A 21,214-nucleotide genomic window follows, 5' to 3' on the forward strand; every position below is an offset into this window, starting at 1 on the left:
CTCGTTTCCTTGTTAAAATCTAGTATACCATATTCGGCTTTTCATCCCTAGTCTGACTCCAGATAAGCCTGAAGACTATCAATCCCTTCGTTTTCCGTCGCAGATATTTCAAAAATTTCCTTGGCTCCAGCCGCTTTCAGCTGCCGCCGTGCTTTTTCAATCTGCTCTTCCTTATCAGCCATATCAATCTTGGTGACAATGCCAATCACTTCTTTATTGAAGAGGGAAGAAAAGCCTTGAGGAAAGGTCTGCATCTGATTGGAAGCCGCCACCAAGAGACCAATCACATCAGCCTCCGTTGCAGTCACGTTCAGAGCATTATAATACTTACGATGCTGGAGAAATTCTCCGGGCGTATCAATGATGGCATCATAGAACTCAATAGCCTGAGTCTTAAAGTAGCTTAGCTCCAAGCCTTTCAGTCGCTGAGTCAGAGTTGTCTTACCCACTCCGACCGGACCGACAAACATGATTTTTTTCATATCTTGCATCCATTCCTCTCTATGACAGGGAACTGCCTGCTATCTGCTTAGCTGGGCTTCCTTACTATCTAGTTTGATAGTTTCCCTGCCGTTGAGCAGTACACCTTTATTTTCATCGCGGCCTTGCAGATAGTAAAGGGCATCTTCCTGGCCGTAAGTTTCAATTGCCTTAGTTTGCAAAAGACCGATTCCCTTGCTAGGGTCTCTCAAAAGATTGAAGATGATACCCATTTGCAGTTTAGGGAAGTCCGTGAGCATAGCATAGTCACCATTACTGTCGCCGGCAATCAGGATTGGTTCTTGATTGTCATGATTGACAGCAATCAGCTTCTTGATGGTCTCTGTCTTGCCCTCACCCTGAGTCTGAGCATAGTTGGTATCGTATTCCGGCTGAATCACACCCTTATCATCCTTTTTCAGGCGCATAGCAGTAACATTTTCTTTAGGAATATTGTAGCCATACTTAGAATTGCTAGCATAAGGGATAATCACATCGATATAAGACGCTGAGCAGATATAGACATCAATGCCGTTAGCCATCAGAGTCTTGTAGAGATTTTGCATTTCCTTGACTGAACGAACACCGCGCTTGAAGGTCACAGTAATTTGGCCTGACTCACCTTTCAAGCTTTCTGGACTTTCCCAAGTTTCAGAAGTCAGCTTGTCTTGAAGAGCTTGGTCAATAGACTTTTCAGATAGAGCTTGAACTTCTTCAGAAGTCATACCTGCATAGAGGTAGGTCACCCATGGATAGCTGATGTCAGAGCTGAAGGTGTCACCAATCGCTTCGTAAAGATAGCGGAGTTTAGCAGCAAAATCTTGGTATTCATCAGTCTTTTTGACTTCTTCCAGAGACTTGTCTCCTTGCATTCCCTTATAGCTATTGTAAATAGCCGTATAGTCAGAGAGCAGGTCGGCCGCAATCTTGTCAATGTTCACTGGTTCACCATCTTTATTATGGAAATCTTCAACAAAATCGTCGCTCGGTATATTGGTCCGTACTGCTTGGTCAAATTCTTCCGGCGTCATTTTAAAGGCCAGATTTTCAATTTGATAGGTAAAGGTTGCTTCGCCAATGTCGTTAATAACGGTCGTATTGTCCCAGTCAAAGACGGCATAAGGTTTTTTATTTTTATCGTAGGTAGAGCTGGTGTTCCCATTCTCCTTGATGAGCTTGGTCAGGCGGGCATAAAGCTTGTCTTCCCAGACGCCCTTATCCAAAGTCTTAGCCTTGTCCTTATCTGTTGTCTCTGTCTTAGCCGAGGATGACTCAGTCGTCGTCTTATTATTCCCCGCTTGACAAGCTCCCAGAAGCAAAGCCAAACTACAAAGCAGCACAATTCCTTTTGTCCGCATAGAAACAATCCTCCATAAAAAATAATAGTGCGCAAAAAAATGGCATAGAAAACCCCTTTGATTCTGAAACACTCGCTTCATTGCGATCAAATCAGGCTTCCTTGCCATTTTCTATACTGTTATTATATTATAAACTATCTGGCAGACTTTGTCAATGAAGCGCTTTCAGATTTGTAAAAAAATAAAGGCAGAGAAAAATTATTTCTCTACCTTAGCAAACTTTTAGAATATAAACGCTATAACTGTTTAACTACATAGGAGATATTCGGTACACCACTCAAATTTTTGTCAGCTACTAAAAGAACTCAAATCAGTTCATCACTTTTCGGATACTTCCTTATATAAATAGCTGCATAAAACGCATCTACCATAACAGCTGGCAAAGTCAAGGTCAACAAAATTCCCAATAAAACACCAAAGGCATTCTGAATATAACCCGTTAGGAGGGAGGGAATGATTGTTGCCCCAGCAAAAGCTATAGCAAAATTATTCCACCATGTTTTCTTTCTATCTCCCTCTTTTACTTGATTAAAAGCCCAGACTTTCCCCTGATTCTTTGGGAGATAGTACCAAGCATAGAGGCCACAAGCAAAGATAAAAAGGAACATCATCAATATTACATAAAATGGAGTGAGAGGGGATTGATATATTCCCTCTATACTTTTTGAATCTCCTACTATTGCAAACATCAACATTCCGATAAAATTGATCCAAACTAATGCGCTCCAAGTAAGCAAAGCAATCAGAATATAGGTTAAAAATTTAAATCGATTGATTAGAAACTTAGAAAAAGCAAATAAAATACTTACCACATTAAGAATGATGCAAGTCAAAAATAGAACTTTAATCCATCCCTGACGACTTCCTGTTTCACCTATAAGGGCCCAGTAAAAGAAAAATGAGCAAAATGGTAAATTTATCCATGGATACAGCTTGATATATCCTAAACTAACACCATGTGTGATCAAAGGACCATGGTATCTTTCTCTTTCTATATTAGTAATCTTCACTTTATCTTTTCTATTTATCTTTACCATTAAAGAAACCAACCTTCCACTAGTTTAAGCCATTAGTTCTATTAGAAAAGATTTGTAAAAATCTGAATTATTTATTGGTCTATAATCTATAATAATCATATTCAAAAAATCGTAATATTTTTTCTTCATTTCGCAGCTCCTGTATTGATATTTTTGTTTCTTCTAAACTTCTCAGTATTAATTACTCTTATCCATTTTAAATCATTCTTGATAAACAATCCAGTTATAAAGGATACGTTCATATCTCCAGCTTCCCTCTTAATAAAAAAAGGGAAATTGTTTCTTCGACAATCCCCTTTAATTCTACAATTTTTCAGGCACTTGATTTCTCCAGCCTGTGAAAACTTGTGCATAGCCCAATAGATACAAGGGCGTCAATGCGATGCTCAAGCCTACCAAGGCAATAATCATATAGATTCCTGACAGCATAAACAAGCGAGTGATGACTGCTACTCCTGCTGACAGGCAGCACAGGACGATGGCATGAATCTGCAAAATGTTGATCTTTTGTTTTTGTTCAAAATATCTCAATTTTGAAACGATCACCATCTGATAGAGCAAATTAATCAACTGATAGGACAAGCTGAGTATGATAAAAATCATAAAAAATGCTAAGTGGTTCTCACCAAAAAAGATGGAGCCCCAAAAAAGCAATTCAAAATGAAGAAATAGGTAAGAGCTGGTCGGAATGAGCTGCAAGGCTTTGGTATCAAAAAACTTTTGGAAGAGTAAAAAGGCCAGGAACAAGATAAGCGTGTGAACAATAGTAAAATTCATGACTATCATGCTCAGGTGATGCATCTCACCCCGTAAGAAAATAGAAACTATAGATACCAGTGAGACAAAAAATAACTCAACTAAACCAGCCTTATAAAAATCTAAGTTTTTGATTGGATTACAATCCGTAACAAGAACATTCAAAAATTCATAATATCTCTTTTTCATTTTGTAAACTCCCATTGTTTAACTTTATAAAATTTCCCCTAAACTTTGCGGATCTTTCTATAAAAAAATTCCACATTTCATTATATCATACAGTATATAGGCTAAGGAAGTCTTATAAAACTATAGGTATAGTTCTATAGGATAGCTCCCTTTCTCAATCATTCGCCAAGTTGGCATTTTTCCGCTATAATAGTAAGGATGAACATCAAAGAAGAAATTATTAACTTAGCAAAAGAAATTGGGATTTCTAAGATTGGCTTTACGACAGCGGATGATTTCGACTATCTGGAGAAATCGCTGCGCTTGGCTGTAGACGAAGGGCGAAATTCAGGATTTGAACATAAAAACATCGAGGAGCGGATCAAGCCCAAGCTCAGTCTAGCCTCAGCCAAGACCATTATCTCTATCGCAGTCGCTTACCCCCACAAGCTCAAGCAGCAGCCTCAGAAAACGGCCTACAAGCGGGGCAAATTCACCCCCAACAGCTGGGGATTAGACTACCACTATGTCCTGCAGGACAAGCTGGACCGGCTTGCCAAGGGAATCGAAGAGCTGACCGCTGACTTTGAATACAAGGGCATGGTGGACACGGGCGCCTTGGTCGATACCGCCGTAGCCCAGAGAGCAGGAATCGGCTTTATCGGCAAGAACGGCTTGGTCATCTCCAAGGAATTTGGCTCCTATATGTTTTTAGGAGAGCTCATCACCAATCTGGACATCGAGCCCGATCAGCCCGTCGACTACGGATGCGGAGACTGCAATCGCTGCGTGACAGCCTGTCCTACTTCCTGCTTGATTGGCGATGGCAGCATGAATGCCAAGCGCTGTCTGTCCTTTCAGACTCAGGACAAGGGCGTCATGGATCTGGAATTTCGCAAGAAGATTAAGACTGTCATCTATGGCTGTGATATCTGCCAAATTTGCTGTCCTTATAATAAAGGCTTGGACAATCCTCTGGCGACAGAGATTGACCCCGACCTTTCTCATCCGGAGCTCCTGCCTTTCTTGGAGCTTTCCAACGGTCAGTTTAAGGAGAAATTCGGTCATGTGGCCGGCAGCTGGCGGGGGAAAAATATCCTGCAGCGCAATGCCATTATCGCTCTGGCAAACGCCAATGATCGCTCTGCTATTCCCAAAATGCTGGAAATTATTGACAAAGGGCAAAATCCGATTCATGTCGCTACAGCTATCTGGGCTCTGTGTCAGCTGGTGCGTGAGGTCCATCCGGAGATGATAGAACTGGTCATGGGCATCAAAAATCCGACCCCGCAAATCCAAGAAGAGCAAGACCGTTTTCTAGAGAAATTTGGCCTAGAAGAAAAACTTTTGATAGAAAACTAAACCGCTGAGACCTAAATATCCCAGCGGTTTCTTTATTTTTCTTCTTGTTTGCGGATTTCTTTGATGATAGAGCCCATCTTGACTGACTCGTCGCTGAAATAGCGGTAAAGCCGGCCATCTCCATCTCCCATGTAGCTGATAGGGGAAAAGCGGTCGCTGCGGAAAGCGTCATTCTCATCAATCAACTCCTCATCTACCACGCGCCGAGTGACACGGGCGATGACATTGGTCAAGGCACCGCATTCGACCATATCCAGCACCTGACACTCAATGGATACAGGGCATTGGTCTACCAGCGGAGCATCCACAGTCTCGCCGATTGTATAGCTGAGACCGGTCAGGGCAAACTTGTCCTTGCGGCTATTGAAGCCAGCAATTTCAGACTCTTTGGTCAGTTCCTTCTCTGGGACATTAACAGTGAATTGCTGGTGCTTGGTAATCTCTGTAATGGCATTCCCCTTGGTACGCATGGCAATAACCATCATACTGCCCAAGGAATAAACCGAGCTTGAGGTTGAAATATTATAGCCGTGCACATCGTCCTTATAGCCTAAAAAGAAGACTGGAAAGCCGAAGTAAAGTTTTCTCGTTTCAAAAGTACGTTTCATATATGTTCCTTTATGTTTAATTTTAAAATAGATCAGCTGGCTGGGGTATGCATCAGCTGAAATGTCCCATGTCGCCTATCAACTTCTCTGTCACGGGGTGATGAGCTTGGATAGGAAGCTCAAAGTCCTTTATCTCATCAACGATTTCCCCGTCTGCCATGACCAAAATCCGATGGCAGAGAGCATAGCTCAGCTTGAAATCATGCGAGATGAAAAGATAGGTCAGCTGGTATTTCTCCCACAAATCATATAGGAGGCGTAACAACCTGCCTTGAACAATGGGATCCAGACCGCTTAGAGCCTCATCAAAGATAAGAATATCTGGCTTTAAGAGCAGGCCTCGGGCGATGCAAATCCTCTGGAGCTGGCCGCCACTGAGCTGGCGCGCTGGCTGATTCAGATAGCTTTTATCCAGACCGACGTCTTCTAGAATGGCTTCTATCTCGTCTCTAGCCACATCTTTTGACAGGGCCTCTGTCAAGACCTGCTCGACTGTAAAGTGCGGATTGACCGAATGGAGTGAGTCCTGAAAGACCAGCAGAATTCTCACGCCAGACTTTTTGACTGAATAGGGCTGGCCATCTAGTAAGACCTGACCTTGACTGGGCTTTTCTAGACCAATCAGCAATTTAGCCAGCGTGCTCTTACCACTGCCGCTCTCGCCCATCAGACCAATCATTTCACCTTTCTGGACGGAGAAGTTACAGTCTTTGACAACCATTTTACCATCGAATTTTTTAAAAACATGTCTACATTCCAGCATCTTGTCTCACCAACCGTTCGTATGGATTTCCTAAGATAAGGTCTTGGCTATAGGTCTGCGAAGGACTTTCGAGGATCTTGTCCACTGGACCTTCCTCCATGATAGCCCCCTGATATATGACAAGCATCTTGCCTCCTAGCTCCTGCGCCAAATGATAATCATGGGTCACTGTGATGAGGGTCTTTCCTTTAGCTAACTGCTCCTTTAAGATGAGAATAATCTGCTCGCGATTGTGGATATCTAGCGCCGAAGTAGGCTCATCCAAAATAATAGTCTCTGGCTCTAGGCAAAGCAAGATAGCCAGCATGACACGCTGCAGCATACCGCCGCTGAGCTCAAAAGGATATTTCTTCAAAAGCTCTTCCGGCTCTCCCAGTCTGACTTCTTTCATAGAAGCTATGGCCTTAGCCAGACAAGCGCTTTTTGAAATCTTGCAATGGCTGCGCAGGGTTTCCCAAAAATGGCTTTGAATGGTCTGAAAGGGATTGAACATAGCCATCGGATTTTGTGACATATAGGCCACTTTCCTCCCCCGCAGCTGCTGCCAGTCCTTGAGAGAGTTGCGCTCTAGAGACATAGTGCCATAGAGAACTTCTCCTTGCATGCTCAAGGATGAAGGCAGTTGGCCAATCAATATCTTGGTTAAGAGGGTTTTACCAGAACCACTCTCCCCAATGATGACCAGAGACTGACCCGCCTCCACTTCAAAGCTGATGTCCTGCAGAATGATCTTTCCCTCAATCTGGGCTGTCAGTTGCTTTACTGCTATTTTTTCCATATCTGTTTCCAGCCTTTCTCTTCAAAGCATTCGGCAAATAGATTAAAGGCGACCACAGTCAGAAAGATAGCCAGTCCGGGCGCCAGCATCATCCAAGTTGCCGTTTGAAAATGGCTTCTAGCATCATGCAGCATCATGCCCCACTCGGTAATGTTGGGCTGGACACCAATTCCCAGAAAGGAAAAGCCAGAAATCATGAGAATGATATTCCCGATATTCATCAGCACAATAATCAAAATAGGCTTGTATATAAAGGGCAGGATATGAGTTTTGAGAATATGAACCTGAGAGAGTCCCATGGTCTGGGCAGAAATAACATAGGCTTCCTCTTTGGCACTCTTGACCAGATTGGCCGTCACCCGAGCATAGTAGACCCACTCTATGATGACAATGGCTAGAATCATATTGGTCATTCCCTGTCCCAATATCCCAACAGTAGCTAGCGATAGCAGGAAGCTAGGAAAGGCGGAAATAACATTTGCAAACCATAAGAAGGTGGCTTCAGCCTTTCCCTGGTACCATCCGATCAGCAAGCCAACTGCCACACCGATAACCACTTCCAGCAGACTGATAGTCAAGGAGAAAAAGAGGGAATAACGAGCCCCGTGCAGCAGACGAGACAAGACATCTCTGCCCAGCTGATCGGTCCCCAGCAGATGAACAGCGTCAGGTGCCATTAGTTTATTTGAAATCTCCACATGCTGGGGATCAAAAGAGGATAGATAGGGAGCAAAGAGAGCGCAGATGAAGAGGACCAGCAAAATGACACTTGAAAAAATAAATCGTTTAGACATTGCTCCTCCTTTTTCTGACTCTAGGATCTATCCAGAGCGGCAGCTGCTGGGTTAGAATGTTATTTCCCAAGAATAATAGGCCAAATAAAAGCATACAGCACTGGATAATGGGCAGATCCACAGACTGCAGCGCATCTACAAAGAGGGAACCGACACCATTCCAAGAGAAGACTTCTTCGACAATTAAGGATCCTGTCAGAAGATAGACCAAGGTCAGGCTCAGGCCTGTCGCAATAGCTGGCAGTGAATTTCTCAAGAGATGATTCTTGACCAGGAAGAATTTACTGACTCCGCGCAGGAGGGCATTTTCGACATGAACACTGTTCATCTGCTCCAGCACGGCCTTGCGGATCAAAGCAGTATATTGGCCAATCAATGACATACTGAGGGTCAGACTAGGAAGAATCAAGCTGCTAAGGTCCTGCTTGCCCGAAACTGGCAGCCATCTGAGCTGAACAGCAAAAACTACAATCAGCATGTAACCTAGCCAAAAGCTGGGCATGGAAACACTGGAAAAGGATAGAAAGCGAGTGACCTTATCAAAGAGAGAACCCTTGTAGACTGCACTAAAAATCCCCAAAGGAATGGACGTAAGCAAAATGAGAGCAAAGGATGTCAAGCCCAGAGAAAGGGTCGACTGGAAACGCTCCAGCACCAAGGGCAGGACAGGAACCTTTAAGAGATAAGATGTTCCAAAATCCCCACGAAGGGCCTTAGTCAGCCAACCTAGATACTGCTGGGGCCAAGGCTGATTGAGTCCCAGATAATCTCTGGCTTTTTCCAAGGATTGAGGAGTCACTTGAATCTTAGATACCCTTAGATAATTTTCTGCTTGATCTGCCGAGGATAGCTTGGCCAAGAGAAAGGTCAATACCGATATCATCAATAGGGCAGCTAGGAAAGAAACTATTTTTTTAAATAAATCTTTTATCATAGTCCTTAAAAGAAAAGGGGCGGCTGCTAAGCTTTTCAACTCAGCAGCACTACTCCCTTTATATTAAAATCTGTAGTTATGAAGCCAGTTTTTATTTTTTCTCAATATAGCGCAGTGGGAATGCATTTTCTTCTGGGGCAAAGCGCATACCTTTGATTTCTCCCTTGCGATAGACAGAGACAACAGATTGGTAAGTAATAGGGATATAGATGGCTTCATCATGGAGCATAGTGAGAACTTTCTTGTAGCCTTCATCAACTTTTGCTTCATCTGGTTCGACCAGTGTCGCCTTGATAATGCTGTCCATTTCTGACTTAGATGGCAGAGCTTCCAGGGAAACATTTTCTGGGTGACCATGGTCTGCTGGTGAAGTCAGGGCAGTCATCCAAGCATGCGGATCCCAAGGTGCTCCCCAAGAGAAGGTCAGCATCAAATCAAAGTCGCCAGTCTTAATATTTTCCCAGTAGTCATCTTCTTCCATAGCTTTAAGCTGAACATCGATTCCGATTTTCTTCCATTCGCCCTGGAAGTACTCAACCAAGTCCTTGTCTGTCGCCTTAGACGAGATATAAGGAACATTCAGGCTTAATTTCTTGCCGTCTTTTTCGCGGATACCGTCAGAGCCTTTCTTCCAGCCTGCTTGATCCAGCATCTTTTCAGCCAGCTCGATATCGTATTCATAGGGAGTCAGATTGGCGTCAGAGTGAGGGGTAGATTTAGAGAAGATGGTATCAGCTGGTGTTTCTGTTCCGCGGAAAATGTCTTTCGCGATAGACTTCTTATCAACCGCATGGTTCATCGCCTGACGGACAGTCTTGTCTTTGAAGATTTCCTGCTTGGCATTTAAGAGCATGAGGCGGCTGGACATTGGCTGAGATACGTCTGTCGTGTACTTATCATCCTTGGCATACTTAGCAAAGTTATCCAAACCGATAACGCCATTTCCATAGATCAAGTCAACATTGCCAGACTCAAACTCAAGAGCACGGGTTTGTGGGTCTGGGATAATCTTGACAGTTACTTCTTTCAGTTTAGGCTTTTCACCCCAGTACTTTTCGTTACGGGTAAAGGTGATGTACTCGTTTGGCTTCTTGTCTTTGACAACCCATTGACCGGTTCCGATTGGCTTCTTGAGGTTGTCCTTGGTCGTATCATCTCCATCAGGGAAGGCAGCATCAGCTATGAAGCGGATTGGACGAATCATTGATAAATCATAGAGAGTCGCACTGTAGGCTTGTTTGAGCTTAATTTCAAAGGTATGCTCATCTACAACTCGATAGCTTTCCAGCTGGTTGGTAAAGTCAAACCAAGTGTGGTTTTTCTTATTTTCCTCTGAAAAGACGGTATCGAAATTCCGTTTGACATTCTCAGCATTAAAGTCAGAGTCGTCTGAGAATTTTGCCTTTCTCAACTTGAAGGTATAGGTTTTACCATCTTCGCTGATATCCCAGCTTTCAGCCAAGGCTGGCTCGATCTTACCATTGTCACCGTAGCGGACTAGGCCTTCATAGACCATATCTTGAATGACAAATTGGTCTGGATTGTAGCGGTGAGGATTGACATCCCCAAAGTCCTCTCCCCAGACCATGGTGAGTTTGTCTTTCTCACCGACCTGTTTGGATGAGTTTGAGTTTTGCTGGCAGGCTACCAAGAATAAGGGCAGCAAGAGGACAACTAATAAAAATAGTTTTTTTCTCATTTTTATTGAATCACTTTCTTGTATTCATATTTTTATGATCGCAGTCCCAAGAGATAGGGGGCTATAGTTTATGTTTTTTTTATGATCAATTCATGCGGTTGTACTTGCTGTTGAGAGCATCTCCGAACTTGGTAAAGAGGAGAATGGTCAGAATCAGTAAGATACAAGGGAAGACCACAATCCAGGGAGCTTCCTGGATGTAAATCCGGCCGTCATTGATCATGGCTCCCCACTCAGGCGACGGTGCCTGAGCTCCCAATCCGACAAAGCTGAGACCAGCGATTTCCATGATAATGGTGCTGATGTCAAAGCTCATGGTCGTCAGAATCTGAGGAAAAAGACTGGGGAAATAATAGTTTTTCAGAGTCGTCCAAAAACTATTGCCATACATTTTCGAGGACTGGATATAGGGTTCATTTTTCAGCTGTAGGGTCATGGAGCGCATCAGGTAGGCATACTTGGTCCAGGCCGTCAGGCAGATAGCGATGAGGGTTTGCTGGAGACCGATGCCCAAGATACTGACGATGGCAATAACCAAAATGATAGAGGGGAAAGACTGAAAAGCCGTGATAACCAGCAAGATGAGCTGGTCGAATTTTCCGCCGATGAAGGCACTGGTCACCCCTATAAAGGAGCCCACTGCCGCAATCAGCATTAGAATCATCAGGGCTGGCAGAACTGTTTCCGCACCTCCGCTTACTGCACGCGCAAAGACAGACCGGCCTAGAGCGTCTGTTCCGAACCACTCACTGCTGCTCGGTCCTTGCAGGGCTTGTCCCAGATTGACCTTGGTCAAACTGTCACCCAAGAGACGAGGAGCCAAGGAGGATAGGACCAGGGCCAGGATGATAAGGCCGCCCAAGACTAAGAGTTTTCGATTGATTTTCTTATCCATACGAGACCTCCTTGCTTGTTTTTAGTCTCTTCATGCGCGGCAGCAGTTTGGGATTTTCCTGAGCCAGTCGGACGCGAGGATTGAGCCAAACCGTAAGCAGCTGAAAGACTAGATTTACAGTCAAGACCCCAGCTGTAATAAAGAGGACCGCCCCCTGAATGAGGGGATAATCCCGCTTGGCAACTACTCCAATCAGCATCTTACCGATACCCGGCCAGGAAAAGAGATGCTCGATAATAGCTACACCACCCAAGAGCGAGCCCAGAGAAAGGCTGACCAAGGTGAGAAGAAAGGGCAGGACATTGTAAATCACGTCATGCAAAAGGATATGCCCCTCTCGAATCCCCCGACCCCGCGCACCTTCGACTTCTGGTGAATGCAGCACTTCTATCAGAGCGGTCCGCAGCTGCGGAATATAGCGAGTGGACATGATCATGGCCAGTGTTATGACTGGCAAGACTAAGCCCAGCTCATTGGCCGTTGCCTGAATGGGAAGCCAGTGCAGCTGAACAGAAAAGATCAGAATCAGGATAATCCCCATAACAAAGCTAGGAATGGCATTCAGAAAAGCCAGACCTGCCATCAAGAAGCGGTCAACCGGCTTTCCAGCATGGTAGGATGTGTAGAGAGCTGTCGGCAGGGAAATTCCCAGAGTCGCTAGCAGGGTATAAAAAGCTAGGTAGACTGTATTGGGAAAATAGAAAACCAGCTGCTCCCAGACCGAAGCTCCGGAATTATAGGTCACACCAAAGTCGCCATGGACAATCCTGACCAGCCAGGCCAGATATTGCTCCATAAAGCTGCCATTCAGGCCCATCTCAGCCCGCTTGATTTCCAGCAATTCCTTGGTAAAAGGAATACCCTGAGCATTGAGGATACTCTCAGCCGGATCTCCCGGTGCTAGATAAACCAGCAAAAAGGAGATAAAGCTGACGCAGAGCAGGATGAGGACGAATTGCAGAATCGTTTTGATAATAAATTTAATCATGCGCCTCCCTTTCAGATGTCTGGTAGCTTTCAGGCTTCTTGCTGGCAACGGCCAGCAGCACTTCGCCTTGGTGGACGACCAGGGTCGCTTTCTGGTAGAGGACCAGACCGTCTTCCTTGGCAGTCACCTTTTCTAAAATATTGCCATAAATATCACAGATTTCGCCAATGACCTGACCAGCCTGTACTGTTTGATTGGGCCGGACAAAGCACATCCAGCACCCCGACCTCTGACAGGTCAGATAGTAACTGTCGTCAAAGATCAGCGGCGCCTGCTTATAATAAGGCATGGTCCCTTCAAAAAGATAGCGGGCGACTTGTTTGACTGACTCCTTCATAGCCAGAACATCCTCTGGCAGACAGGTGCCATTTTCCCCCTGCTCCAGCAGGATGCTAGGCAGTCCATAGTCTACTGAGGCAGCGTGGTAGAGATTGCCGCGGTCCTGAGATTGGTAGATTATCGGTGTCCCAGAAGCCTGCAGCATCTGATAGGACTTTTCCATCACCTCTGGATTTGCCCGCAGAGAGTAGTAACCATGCGGTGTCAGCAGTTCTTCCCGATTGCCACTGTGCAGGTCAATGAGGAAATCACTGACACTAAAGACCTGACTCTCAATCACAGACCGAATCTGATAGCTGAGGCTGGAAACTGGCTCTTGATCCTGAAAAATCCTGTTCAGATTGAGGCCGTCCTCAGGTACAAGTGTCGTCTCCCGAGCCCAGAAGCCGCTGACATTGACTGCATGCAGGAGGAGGACAGAGCCCTGAAAGTTAAAGTCCCATTCATGCGCCAAGTCCATCAGCGCCTTAACCCCGACATACTCACAGCCATGGACTGCAGCACTGATGGTCAGCAAGGGCTGGGAGGCCTGTCCTTTGAGCAGAGTGTACTGGATAGCCAGCTCATCCGTGATAGGCAGACTTCCTTGATAGCTGCTGCATGGAGCCATAGAGTCTAGTTCTTGCTTAATCCTCATCTTCATCCTCCCTGTACTGACTGAGCAAGAGCTTGGTATAGTCACTCTTGGGAGCAGAGATGACCTCTCGCATGCTGCCCTTCTCCTGCACGATTCCGTCCTTGAGGACGACCAAATCTTCCGCAAAATTGCTGACCAGAGCGATGTCATGAGAGATGAAGAGAAAGGAGGTCTGCGAGCGCTCCTTGATGTCTGCCAGCAGCTGCATGACTTCATACTGAACGGTCACATCCAGAGCACTGGTGATTTCATCGCAGATGAGCACATCGGGATTAATCAGCAAGGCACGGGCAATAGCTGCCCGCTGACATTCTCCTCCGCTCAGCTGGTGTGGCAGCCTCTGAGCAAGCTCAGGTGTCAGACCAACCGATCTCAGCAAGTCATGGATGACTTGCTTCCTATCAGACGGCTGCTGATAGAAAGAAAAGTTTCGACAGACCTCTTCTAGGCTCTGCTGAATGCTGCGCTTGGGATGAAAGGTCGACTGGGGCTGCTGGGCAATGTACTGGACCCGAGCATAGTATTCCCTATCCTTGTAGGCAGAGACTGGCTTGCCTAGTAGAGTCAGCTCCCCTTGATCTGGCTTTAAAAAGCGACAGATAAGATTGGCAATGGTACTCTTGCCAGATCCTGACTCTCCGACCAGCCCCATAGCTCGTCCCTTTTCCAAGCTAATATCAATATCAAAGACACCAATTCTCCGATTACCAATCTGACCATACTCGTAGGTCAGCTGGCGACCGACCAATACTTGACTCATAGCTGCTCCCCTTCTCTAAACTCTGCCAGCTTGGGCACAGCCTTCAGCAATTTCTGGGTGTAGGCCTGCTCAGGATGGCGGAGAACTTGATGGGCTGGACCGCTTTCGACAATCTGTCCTTCCTTCATGACCACTACCTTTTGCGCCAGATGCTCAGCTACGCTGATATCATGTGTGACAAAGAGAATGGCCATGTTTTCCTCTTGATGAAGCTGGCTCAAGAGATTAAGCAGCTTCATTTTCGACAGGACATCCAGAGCGCTAGTCGGCTCATCAGCCAGCAATAGTTTGGGCCTGCTGGCTAGAGCTAGCGCCACACCAACTAGCTGCATCATACCGCCACTAAGTTCGAAAGGATACTTATTGACGACTTTTTCAGGCAGCAGCCCCACCATCTCTAAGCATTCTTCCAAGGGACGGAGATTTGCTGCCTGCTGGCCCTGATTTTTCACCAAGTCCTGATAATGCTTTTTGATCTTACGGCGGTTATTGAAGCTGAGACTGGCATGCTGACTAATCCAAGCCACTTCTCGGCCTACAAAAGGCAGAGAAATGCGGTGGTTCTGGGGCTGAATTTCCTGCCCCTCAAAGGTAATACTGCCCTCTGTCACTGTCAGCCCCCTAAGAGGGAGGCCCAGCAGCATCTTGAGCAGGGTGGACTTGCCACTGCCACTCTCGCCCACAATCGAAAGGGACTCCCCCTCTGCAAGAGAGAGGGAGACCCGATCGAGAATGACTTTATCTGCTGACTGCACCAGCAGATCTTTCATTTCCAGCATGTTTTATTCCTTTGATAGTTTGTTGCTGACGTGATAGTAGTCTGTTGGATGGGATTCCAAACCAGAGACGGACTTGTCCATTACCAGAGCGACCTTGAAGAAGCCGATAATGGTAAAGCCATAGTCCTTGTCCATGATTTCTTGGATTTCCTTGCTGAGCTGATTGCGCTTAGCTGGATCAGTTTCAGTCGCCAACTCTTCGATTTTCTTGTCTGCTTCTGGGTTGCTGTAGTGACCGATATTGGCTGTACCATTGGTCTTGACAGCACTGTTGAAGAAGGCATACGGGTCACCAATCGGAGCTGCTACCACAGCGTAAGGTGTGAAGGCATAGTCCTTTTCACTGGAAACGGCACTGACTTCAACTTTCTTAATAGTCGCTTCGATTCCGACTTCCTTGAGCTGTTGCTGGGTTGCTTCTACAGCCAGCGGCATTTCAGGCAGACGAGTAAAGGACAGCAGCTCAATGCTGACTTTTTGACCGTCTTTTTCACGGTAGCCATCGCCGTCAGTATCCTTGTAGCCAGCTTCATCCAAGAGTTTCTTAGCCTTGTCTACGTTAAATTCATGGACGCTCTTTTGCAGGGCAAAGGCAAACCCTTTAGGGAAAGGTCCAACAGCTGGTACAGCTGAGCCTTTAAAGAGGGATTCTGAGTAGGTCTTCTTGTCTACCAAGGTATCTAAAGCCTGACGGAACTTGTCATCTGCTACGTAAGGATTTTCAAAGTTATAGTAGTAAGCTAGGTAGCGGGAACCTTCTACTTCAGAAATTTTGTAGTTCTTATCGGAAGCATAGGTACTTAGATTTGCATAAGGCAGACCATAGACAGCGTCGACTTCTTTAGACTTGAGGGCTGCAGAAATAGCTGTCGGATCAGAGAAGTATTTAATCTTCAGATTAGCAACTTTGGGCTTGCCATCCCAGTAGTCGTCATAAGCCTTGAGCTCTGCTCCGCTCTCAGGAGTGTACTTGGTCACCATGTAAGGTCCAGTTCCGACAGGAGCCTTATCAGATGCGCTCTTGCCAGTCGTATCCACAATAGCGGAGTAGGGCTCTGCCAAGAGATTAGCCATGATCGGCTGCACAGCCTTTGTCTTGATGGTCACAGTTTGACCCTCTGCAGATATGCTGTCAATGCTCAGATCGGCAGCTGCCCGCTCACTCTTCTCAACCAGGCGTTCTAGAGAAGCTTTGACCTTTTCACCGGTCATTTTTTCACCATTTTGGAAGACAACCTTATCCTTGAGGGTAATTTTCCACTCTAGGTCTGATACTGCTTCGATTTTCTCAGCCAACCAAGGTTTCACCTCAAGTTTGTCGTCCATCTTAAAGAGGGTTTCTCCCACTCCGTAACGGACCGTGAACCAGCCATTGTATTCCGCTGCTGGGTCAATATTTTCTGGAAATTGAGTATAGCCGATAGTTACAGTCTTGCTGTCACCATCGCTAGCAGACTCGCTGGTTTTGCTAGGGTTTACACAGGAAGCTAGGGCTAGGCCTGCCAAGGCTAAAACCATTATTTTTTTAAAATATTTCATAAAATATTCAAATTCCTTTTCTATTTTGTAAACTACTTTTAGACGTTCTGTCCTAGTCAAATCTAAATACGCTTCGCTCTCTGTCTAAGGTGGTTCTATGTCCTGAAGATGAGAGATCAAACGAGTGAAAAACAAGTGATTGCTCATTCTCTTTCCTCCTTGGGGAATTTATTTGTCTTAGTCTTTTCCTTCCAGATAGCTTCGAGCATCTTCGACAAAGGCAGTTGGCAGAGCCAGGTCAGCCTGCAGCTCATCACGATAAGCTCGGATTACTTCTGCCTCTCGGCCGGAGACAACCTTTTCAGCCCAGTCTGGGTCTAGGAGCAGGGCCTTGCCGAGGGCAAAGAGCGGAATCCCCGCATCCAATACTCGCTGGGCATCCTGCTTGGTCTTTATCTGACCGACACCAATCAGGGGTACTCTACCATTAATTTTTCTGATAATTTTCTGAATCACTGGCTCCAAGTCCTGTGAATCTCTGATAGACGAACGCCAGACATCAGAGGTCGAAATATGCAGATAGTCCACCTGATGATAGATGAGCTGCTCCAGCAACTGCAGGGTATCATAAAGCTGGATTCCTGGTTCCTCAATCTCTTCTGGAGAAAAGCGGTAGCCAATCAGGAAGGGACGGTCGGCCTCTTCTTTGACTAGTTGCTTGGCTCTTTTCAGCAAAGTCTTTGGGAAGCGCAGGCGGTTGTTAAGGCTGCCGCCCCACTTGTCCTGACGGACATTTGAATGGGGAGAGACAAACTGCTGGATCAGATAGGTATTGGCGCCATGAAGCTCGACTCCGTCAAAGCCAGCCTGAATCGCCCGTCTGATAGCTGACAGAAAGTCCTCTATCACCTGCTCCACTTCAGCGTTCTTGAGCGCCCTCGGCTCTGCCAAATAATCGCGCGGAGCCTTGACAGCGCTGGGTGCTACTGGCTGACCGTCAATCAAATCAGGCAGAACCATACGACCACCGTGATAGAGCTGGACAATAGCCAGAGCCCCTTGGTCCTTGATGGCCTTGGCCAGACGGCTAAGCCCCTCAATCTTATCGTCCTCGGCGCCGCTGAAGCTCTCCGCAAAGGACTTTCCCAGAGGATGGACATAGGTACTGCCAGTAATGACCATACCAACCGACCTAGACCGGCGGGCAAAAAAATCAATATCTGCCTGAGATACATAGCCACCCGGCTCACTAGCGCAGATAGTCATAGGAGCCAATACAACGCGATTGCGCATGGTCTGACCATTTTTAAAAGTAAATTTATCCTGAATCTGTGTATTCATCTGGTCACCTCTTTCCCAAGATAAATCATGTCGTTTGTTTTTAAATAATAGAGCCTTAGAGTAAGGTCGCCTGCCAAGTCTGGTCCCGCTCTTCCAAGAGCAGCACTCGTCCTTGGGGGACATCAATGTTCCAAAAAACAGCCTCTCGGTCAACCAAATGCTGGTAAATCAAGCGAAGGACTCCCAAATGAGCCACTAAAGCGATTGACTCATCAGCACTATCTAGCAGGCGGTCTGTTGCTGTCCAGACTCTGGTCTGAAAGTCTGAGAAAACTTCTGCCTCAGGAGGCGTGACCTCAAAGGGGGCATCCAGCCAAGCCTGCCAGACTTCTGGAAAAGCCGCTTCAATCTCATCAGCTGTCAAGCCTTCCCATTGTCCGAAGCCTCGCTCGTCAAAGTCAGCTATGGCCTGGACTTGCCTGTCTGGAAAAGCCATCTGGGCTGTTTCCTGCGTCCGCTTGAGACTACTGGTGTAGATTGCATCAACCGTATGCTCCTGCATCAGCAGCGCCAACTGCTTGGCATCTTTTTGGCCTTGCTCGTTAATCGAGACATCATGGCTGCCGTAGAAACAGCGCCTGCGGTTGTAGTCTGTCTGACCATGCCGCATCAGATACCATCTTTTCATCCTTGCACCACCAATCCTAAGAGATAGAGGAGCTGGGCTATTTCGACATAGGCTCCTAGCGTATCGCCTGTGTGGCCGTCAATTTTATCATAAACGAAACGGCGATAGCCTATTGCTCCCAGAAATACCAAGCCATAAGCCAAGAGACCTCTCCAACTGAAAACCAGCAGAGACAGGAGCAAGGGGAGAAGCTGGGCAAGCAGGATATGACTAGTCTTGCTGCCACTGAAGAAATTTCCTGAGCCGCCGCCTTCTCTGGCATAGGTCATCCGATAGAGCTGTAGGCTCAGACCGGCCTTGCCAATCATGGTCAGACTGGCCACGATAAACCAGCGAGGCTCCGGCAGATAAGGGTAGAGAACCAGCATCAGAGCATAGTAGAGAATGAGTGCCAGAACGCCATTGCTGCCAATGCGGCTGTCCTTCATAATCTCCAGCATCCGCTCCTTCTTACGAGAGGAGAAGAGCCCATCCGCCGTATCCGCTAAGGCGTCCAAGTGAAAACCACCTGTCAGCAGAACATCGAAAGCAAGGGTCAGAACCCAAGCGACCATTCCAGGAAGAACTAGACTCATCAGGAAATAAAATCCACCTGAAACCAGCCCTAGTAAGAGACCAAAGAGGGTCAGAAAAGGGAGTCCCCGTCGCAGATAGGAAATATCCACTGCCTTTGGAATCACAATCCGGCTAAAAAATTGAGTATAGATAATCAATGCCTTTATCATTTCAACTGCTGAGCGAGGCCGCAGATGACTAGATAAGCCTCACTCGCCTCCTTTGCAATCAGTTGGTTGATCTTGCCCTGCACATCACGGAAGAAGCGTCCTAGTCTGGTCTCCGGGACAATGCCCAGTCCAACCTCGTCCGTTACAATCCAGCACTCAGCATCAGTCTGATGGATTGCAGATAGGAGCTCTTGCCATTCTTCTTCCAAGAGCTGCAGCAGGAAAGACTGCTCCTGACGGCTGAGAAAGTTTTCTTCCGTCAGCTCCAGCTTGTCTGGAAAATGCTGGGAAATCAAATCAAAGAGGCGATTGCTGGTCAGAAGAGTGGCACAATCCAGCAGATAAACTGGATGCGACTGCTCTCGCAGCCAGTCGGCCAGCCCAGCATACTGCTCCTGAGTCGTCCAGGAAGCCGGCCGCCGTTCTTGGTGTAACCGAATCCGCTCCTGCCATTCTGGATCTTCTCCTCGGGGCAGGCCAGTCGCAATGTAACAGACCCGTTTTCTGTCCGCCAACTGTTCCTCCGCAAATGCCGATTTACCGCTTCTGGCCCCGCCTGTCACTAACACAATCTTAGCCATTTGCTTCTTCTTTCATTACTTGAAATGCCTGCTCAAAGGCTGCCAAGGTCTGGTCTAGGTCCGCTCTAGTATGGGCACTGGACATAAAGTTGGTTTCATACTGAGATGGCGCCAGATAAATGCCCTCTTCCAACAAGAGACCGTGCAGTCGCGCAAACTGAGCATGGTCAGCCGCCTTAGAATCCTCAAAATTGCGAACTGGCTTCTGGCTGAAGAAGAAACCAAACATGGTACCTTTTGATACGACTTGCAGATCAATGTTGTACTTGTCTGCTAGACTTCGTAAGCCATCACAGAGGTAGCTTGTTTTCCCTTCAATCTCAGCAAAGAGTTCAGGTGTCAGCTGTTTCAGGGTTTCATAGCCGGCCGTCATGGCAACTGGATTACCCGACAAAGTACCAGCCTGATAGATGCTGCCTAGAGGCGCTACCTGATCCATATAGAGGGCCTTGCCGCCAAAGGCTGCGACTGGGAAGCCGCCACCGATAACCTTGCCCAAGCAGACCAGATCTGGCTCAGTCTGATAGAGGCCGACTGCCCCCTGATAATGAGCTCGGAAACCACTCATGACCTCGTCCACGATGAAGAGAGAGCCGTATTCCTGAGTGAGGGAGCGAATAGTACTGATAAAGTCCGCATCCGCTGGAATCAAGCCCATATTGCCCGCAACTGCTTCTAAAATGACACAAGCAATGTCATCTCCGTACTTTTCAAAGCAAGCTTTGAGAGCATCTGTGTCATTGTAAGGCAAGGCCAGAGTTTCCCCAGCTACCTGAGCAATGACTCCGGCAGAATCAGCAATCCCAAAGCTGGCCAAGCCTGAACCAGCCTGAACCAAAAAGGAATCGCTGTGGCCGTGATAGCAGCCGATAAATTTGACAATTTTAGAACGCTTGGTCACTCCACGCGCTACCCGAATGGCGCTCATGGTCGCTTCCGTTCCCGAATTGACCATCCGCATTCTTTCCATGAAAGGCAGACGCTCCTGCACCAGCTGGCCGAGGGCAATCTCTCTGGGACTCGGAGCACCAAAACTGGTCCCCTCCCAAATAGCTTCCTCAACTGCCGGCAAAACATCCTTAGGAGCATGCCCCAAAATCATAGGTCCCCAAGACAGGACGTAGTCAATATAGCGGTTGCCATCGACATCATGCAGATAGGCGCCGCTGGCTTTTTCGATAAAAAGCGGATGGCCTCCCACAGCCTTAAAGGCCCTGACAGGACTGTTGACCCCGCCTGGAAAGAGCTTTTGAGCCTCTGTGAAATATTGGTTGGAATGTTCTCTCTTCAAGTTCGTCCTCCTTATCTAGAAAACTGCTGATTTT

The 21,214-nt window shown here is 46.7% G+C and carries 22 protein-coding genes; 1 reads left to right on the plus strand and 21 read right to left on the minus strand.

What is annotated here, in order from left to right; translation table 11 throughout:
* Positions 1–47 precede the first annotated feature (47 nt).
* From MFP28_RS09130 to MFP28_RS09145, 4 genes are all read right to left on the minus strand, one after another.
* A complete protein-coding gene (locus tag MFP28_RS09130) occupies positions 48–482 on the minus strand; it encodes a EutP/PduV family microcompartment system protein (protein ID WP_080556523.1) in 435 nt (144 codons plus the stop codon).
* 39 nt (positions 483–521) lie between these two features.
* Positions 522–1,838 (minus strand): phosphoserine phosphatase, encoded by a 1,317-nt coding sequence (locus MFP28_RS09135; protein WP_032916053.1) that lies wholly within the window; start codon positions 1,836–1,838, stop codon positions 522–524.
* Positions 1,839–2,143: 305 nt separating this feature from the next.
* Positions 2,144–2,875: a hypothetical protein gene (locus MFP28_RS09140; protein ID WP_002907150.1), complete on the minus strand. Its 732-nt coding sequence runs from the start codon at positions 2,873–2,875 to the stop codon at positions 2,144–2,146.
* Positions 2,876–3,178: 303 nt separating this feature from the next.
* On the minus strand, positions 3,179–3,835 hold the full coding sequence (locus tag MFP28_RS09145; RefSeq protein WP_002907152.1) for a hypothetical protein: 657 nt from the start codon (positions 3,833–3,835) through the stop codon (positions 3,179–3,181).
* Positions 3,836–4,018: 183 nt separating this feature from the next.
* Here MFP28_RS09145 and queG point away from each other — a divergent pair, with 183 nt between their 5' ends.
* A complete protein-coding gene (queG, locus tag MFP28_RS09150; protein ID WP_002907153.1) occupies positions 4,019–5,161 on the plus strand; it encodes a tRNA epoxyqueuosine(34) reductase QueG in 1,143 nt (380 codons plus the stop codon).
* Positions 5,162–5,193: 32 nt separating this feature from the next.
* On the opposite strand, the gene MFP28_RS09155 is transcribed toward queG, so the two are convergent.
* The 17 genes from MFP28_RS09155 to hemL all read right to left on the minus strand — a co-directional run bounded on the left by MFP28_RS09155 (position 5,194) and on the right by hemL (position 21,180).
* The gene (locus MFP28_RS09155; RefSeq protein WP_002907154.1) at positions 5,194–5,769 is read right to left on the minus strand and encodes a flavin reductase family protein; all 576 of its coding nucleotides are present in this window, start codon (positions 5,767–5,769) and stop codon (positions 5,194–5,196) included.
* Positions 5,770–5,821: 52 nt separating this feature from the next.
* Positions 5,822–6,532, minus strand: a complete 711-nt coding sequence (locus tag MFP28_RS09160) for an ABC transporter ATP-binding protein (RefSeq protein ID WP_002907155.1) — start codon at positions 6,530–6,532, stop codon at positions 5,822–5,824.
* Positions 6,519–7,310, minus strand: coding sequence for an ABC transporter ATP-binding protein (locus tag MFP28_RS09165; RefSeq protein ID WP_002907156.1), 792 nt, complete (start codon positions 7,308–7,310; stop codon positions 6,519–6,521). Before MFP28_RS09165 ends, MFP28_RS09160 begins: the two co-directional genes overlap by 14 nt.
* Positions 7,298–8,104 carry an ABC transporter permease gene (locus tag MFP28_RS09170; RefSeq protein WP_002907157.1) on the minus strand — a complete coding sequence of 269 codons (807 nt, stop codon included), beginning with the start codon at positions 8,102–8,104 and terminating at the stop codon, positions 7,298–7,300. Before MFP28_RS09170 ends, MFP28_RS09165 begins: the two co-directional genes overlap by 13 nt.
* Entirely contained in the window at positions 8,097–9,038 is a 942-nt protein-coding gene (locus tag MFP28_RS09175) for an ABC transporter permease (RefSeq protein ID WP_002907158.1), read from the minus strand. Before MFP28_RS09175 ends, MFP28_RS09170 begins: the two co-directional genes overlap by 8 nt.
* 91 nt (positions 9,039–9,129) lie before the next feature.
* Positions 9,130–10,737 carry a nickel ABC transporter substrate-binding protein gene (gene nikA / locus MFP28_RS09180; RefSeq protein WP_002907159.1) on the minus strand — a complete coding sequence of 536 codons (1,608 nt, stop codon included), beginning with the start codon at positions 10,735–10,737 and terminating at the stop codon, positions 9,130–9,132.
* An 85-nt stretch (positions 10,738–10,822) separates the two neighbouring features.
* Positions 10,823–11,632 (minus strand): ABC transporter permease, encoded by an 810-nt coding sequence (locus MFP28_RS09185; protein ID WP_002907161.1) that lies wholly within the window; start codon positions 11,630–11,632, stop codon positions 10,823–10,825.
* On the minus strand, positions 11,625–12,620 hold the full coding sequence (locus MFP28_RS09190) for an ABC transporter permease (protein WP_002907162.1): 996 nt from the start codon (positions 12,618–12,620) through the stop codon (positions 11,625–11,627). Before MFP28_RS09190 ends, MFP28_RS09185 begins: the two co-directional genes overlap by 8 nt.
* Complete coding sequence (locus tag MFP28_RS09195; protein ID WP_032916059.1) at positions 12,613–13,596, minus strand: M14 family metallopeptidase; 984 nt, start codon at positions 13,594–13,596, stop codon at positions 12,613–12,615. The genes MFP28_RS09190 and MFP28_RS09195 overlap by 8 nt, the downstream gene beginning before the upstream one ends.
* Positions 13,586–14,356, minus strand: a complete 771-nt coding sequence (locus MFP28_RS09200) for an ABC transporter ATP-binding protein (RefSeq protein ID WP_002907164.1) — start codon at positions 14,354–14,356, stop codon at positions 13,586–13,588. Before MFP28_RS09200 ends, MFP28_RS09195 begins: the two co-directional genes overlap by 11 nt.
* Positions 14,353–15,135, minus strand: coding sequence for an ABC transporter ATP-binding protein (locus MFP28_RS09205; protein ID WP_002907165.1), 783 nt, complete (start codon positions 15,133–15,135; stop codon positions 14,353–14,355). The genes MFP28_RS09200 and MFP28_RS09205 overlap by 4 nt, the downstream gene beginning before the upstream one ends.
* 3 nt (positions 15,136–15,138) lie before the next feature.
* Positions 15,139–16,734, minus strand: a complete 1,596-nt coding sequence (locus MFP28_RS09210) for an ABC transporter substrate-binding protein (RefSeq protein WP_002907166.1) — start codon at positions 16,732–16,734, stop codon at positions 15,139–15,141.
* A 117-nt stretch (positions 16,735–16,851) separates the two neighbouring features.
* Positions 16,852–17,955, minus strand: coding sequence for an NADH-dependent flavin oxidoreductase (locus tag MFP28_RS09215; RefSeq protein ID WP_002907167.1), 1,104 nt, complete (start codon positions 17,953–17,955; stop codon positions 16,852–16,854).
* 55 nt (positions 17,956–18,010) lie between these two features.
* Entirely contained in the window at positions 18,011–18,583 is a 573-nt protein-coding gene (locus MFP28_RS09220; RefSeq protein ID WP_002907168.1) for a histidine phosphatase family protein, read from the minus strand.
* Complete coding sequence (gene cobS, locus MFP28_RS09225; RefSeq protein WP_002907169.1) at positions 18,580–19,308, minus strand: adenosylcobinamide-GDP ribazoletransferase; 729 nt, start codon at positions 19,306–19,308, stop codon at positions 18,580–18,582. Before cobS ends, MFP28_RS09220 begins: the two co-directional genes overlap by 4 nt.
* Positions 19,305–19,889, minus strand: coding sequence for a bifunctional adenosylcobinamide kinase/adenosylcobinamide-phosphate guanylyltransferase (gene cobU, locus MFP28_RS09230; RefSeq protein ID WP_002907170.1), 585 nt, complete (start codon positions 19,887–19,889; stop codon positions 19,305–19,307). Before cobU ends, cobS begins: the two co-directional genes overlap by 4 nt.
* Positions 19,882–21,180 (minus strand): glutamate-1-semialdehyde 2,1-aminomutase, encoded by a 1,299-nt coding sequence (gene hemL / locus MFP28_RS09235; RefSeq protein ID WP_002907171.1) that lies wholly within the window; start codon positions 21,178–21,180, stop codon positions 19,882–19,884. Before hemL ends, cobU begins: the two co-directional genes overlap by 8 nt.
* Positions 21,181–21,214: the final 34 nt, after the last annotated feature.

It is taken from the genome of Streptococcus sanguinis (genome assembly GCF_050234405.1).
Taxonomy (GTDB): domain Bacteria; phylum Bacillota; class Bacilli; order Lactobacillales; family Streptococcaceae; genus Streptococcus; species Streptococcus sanguinis_W.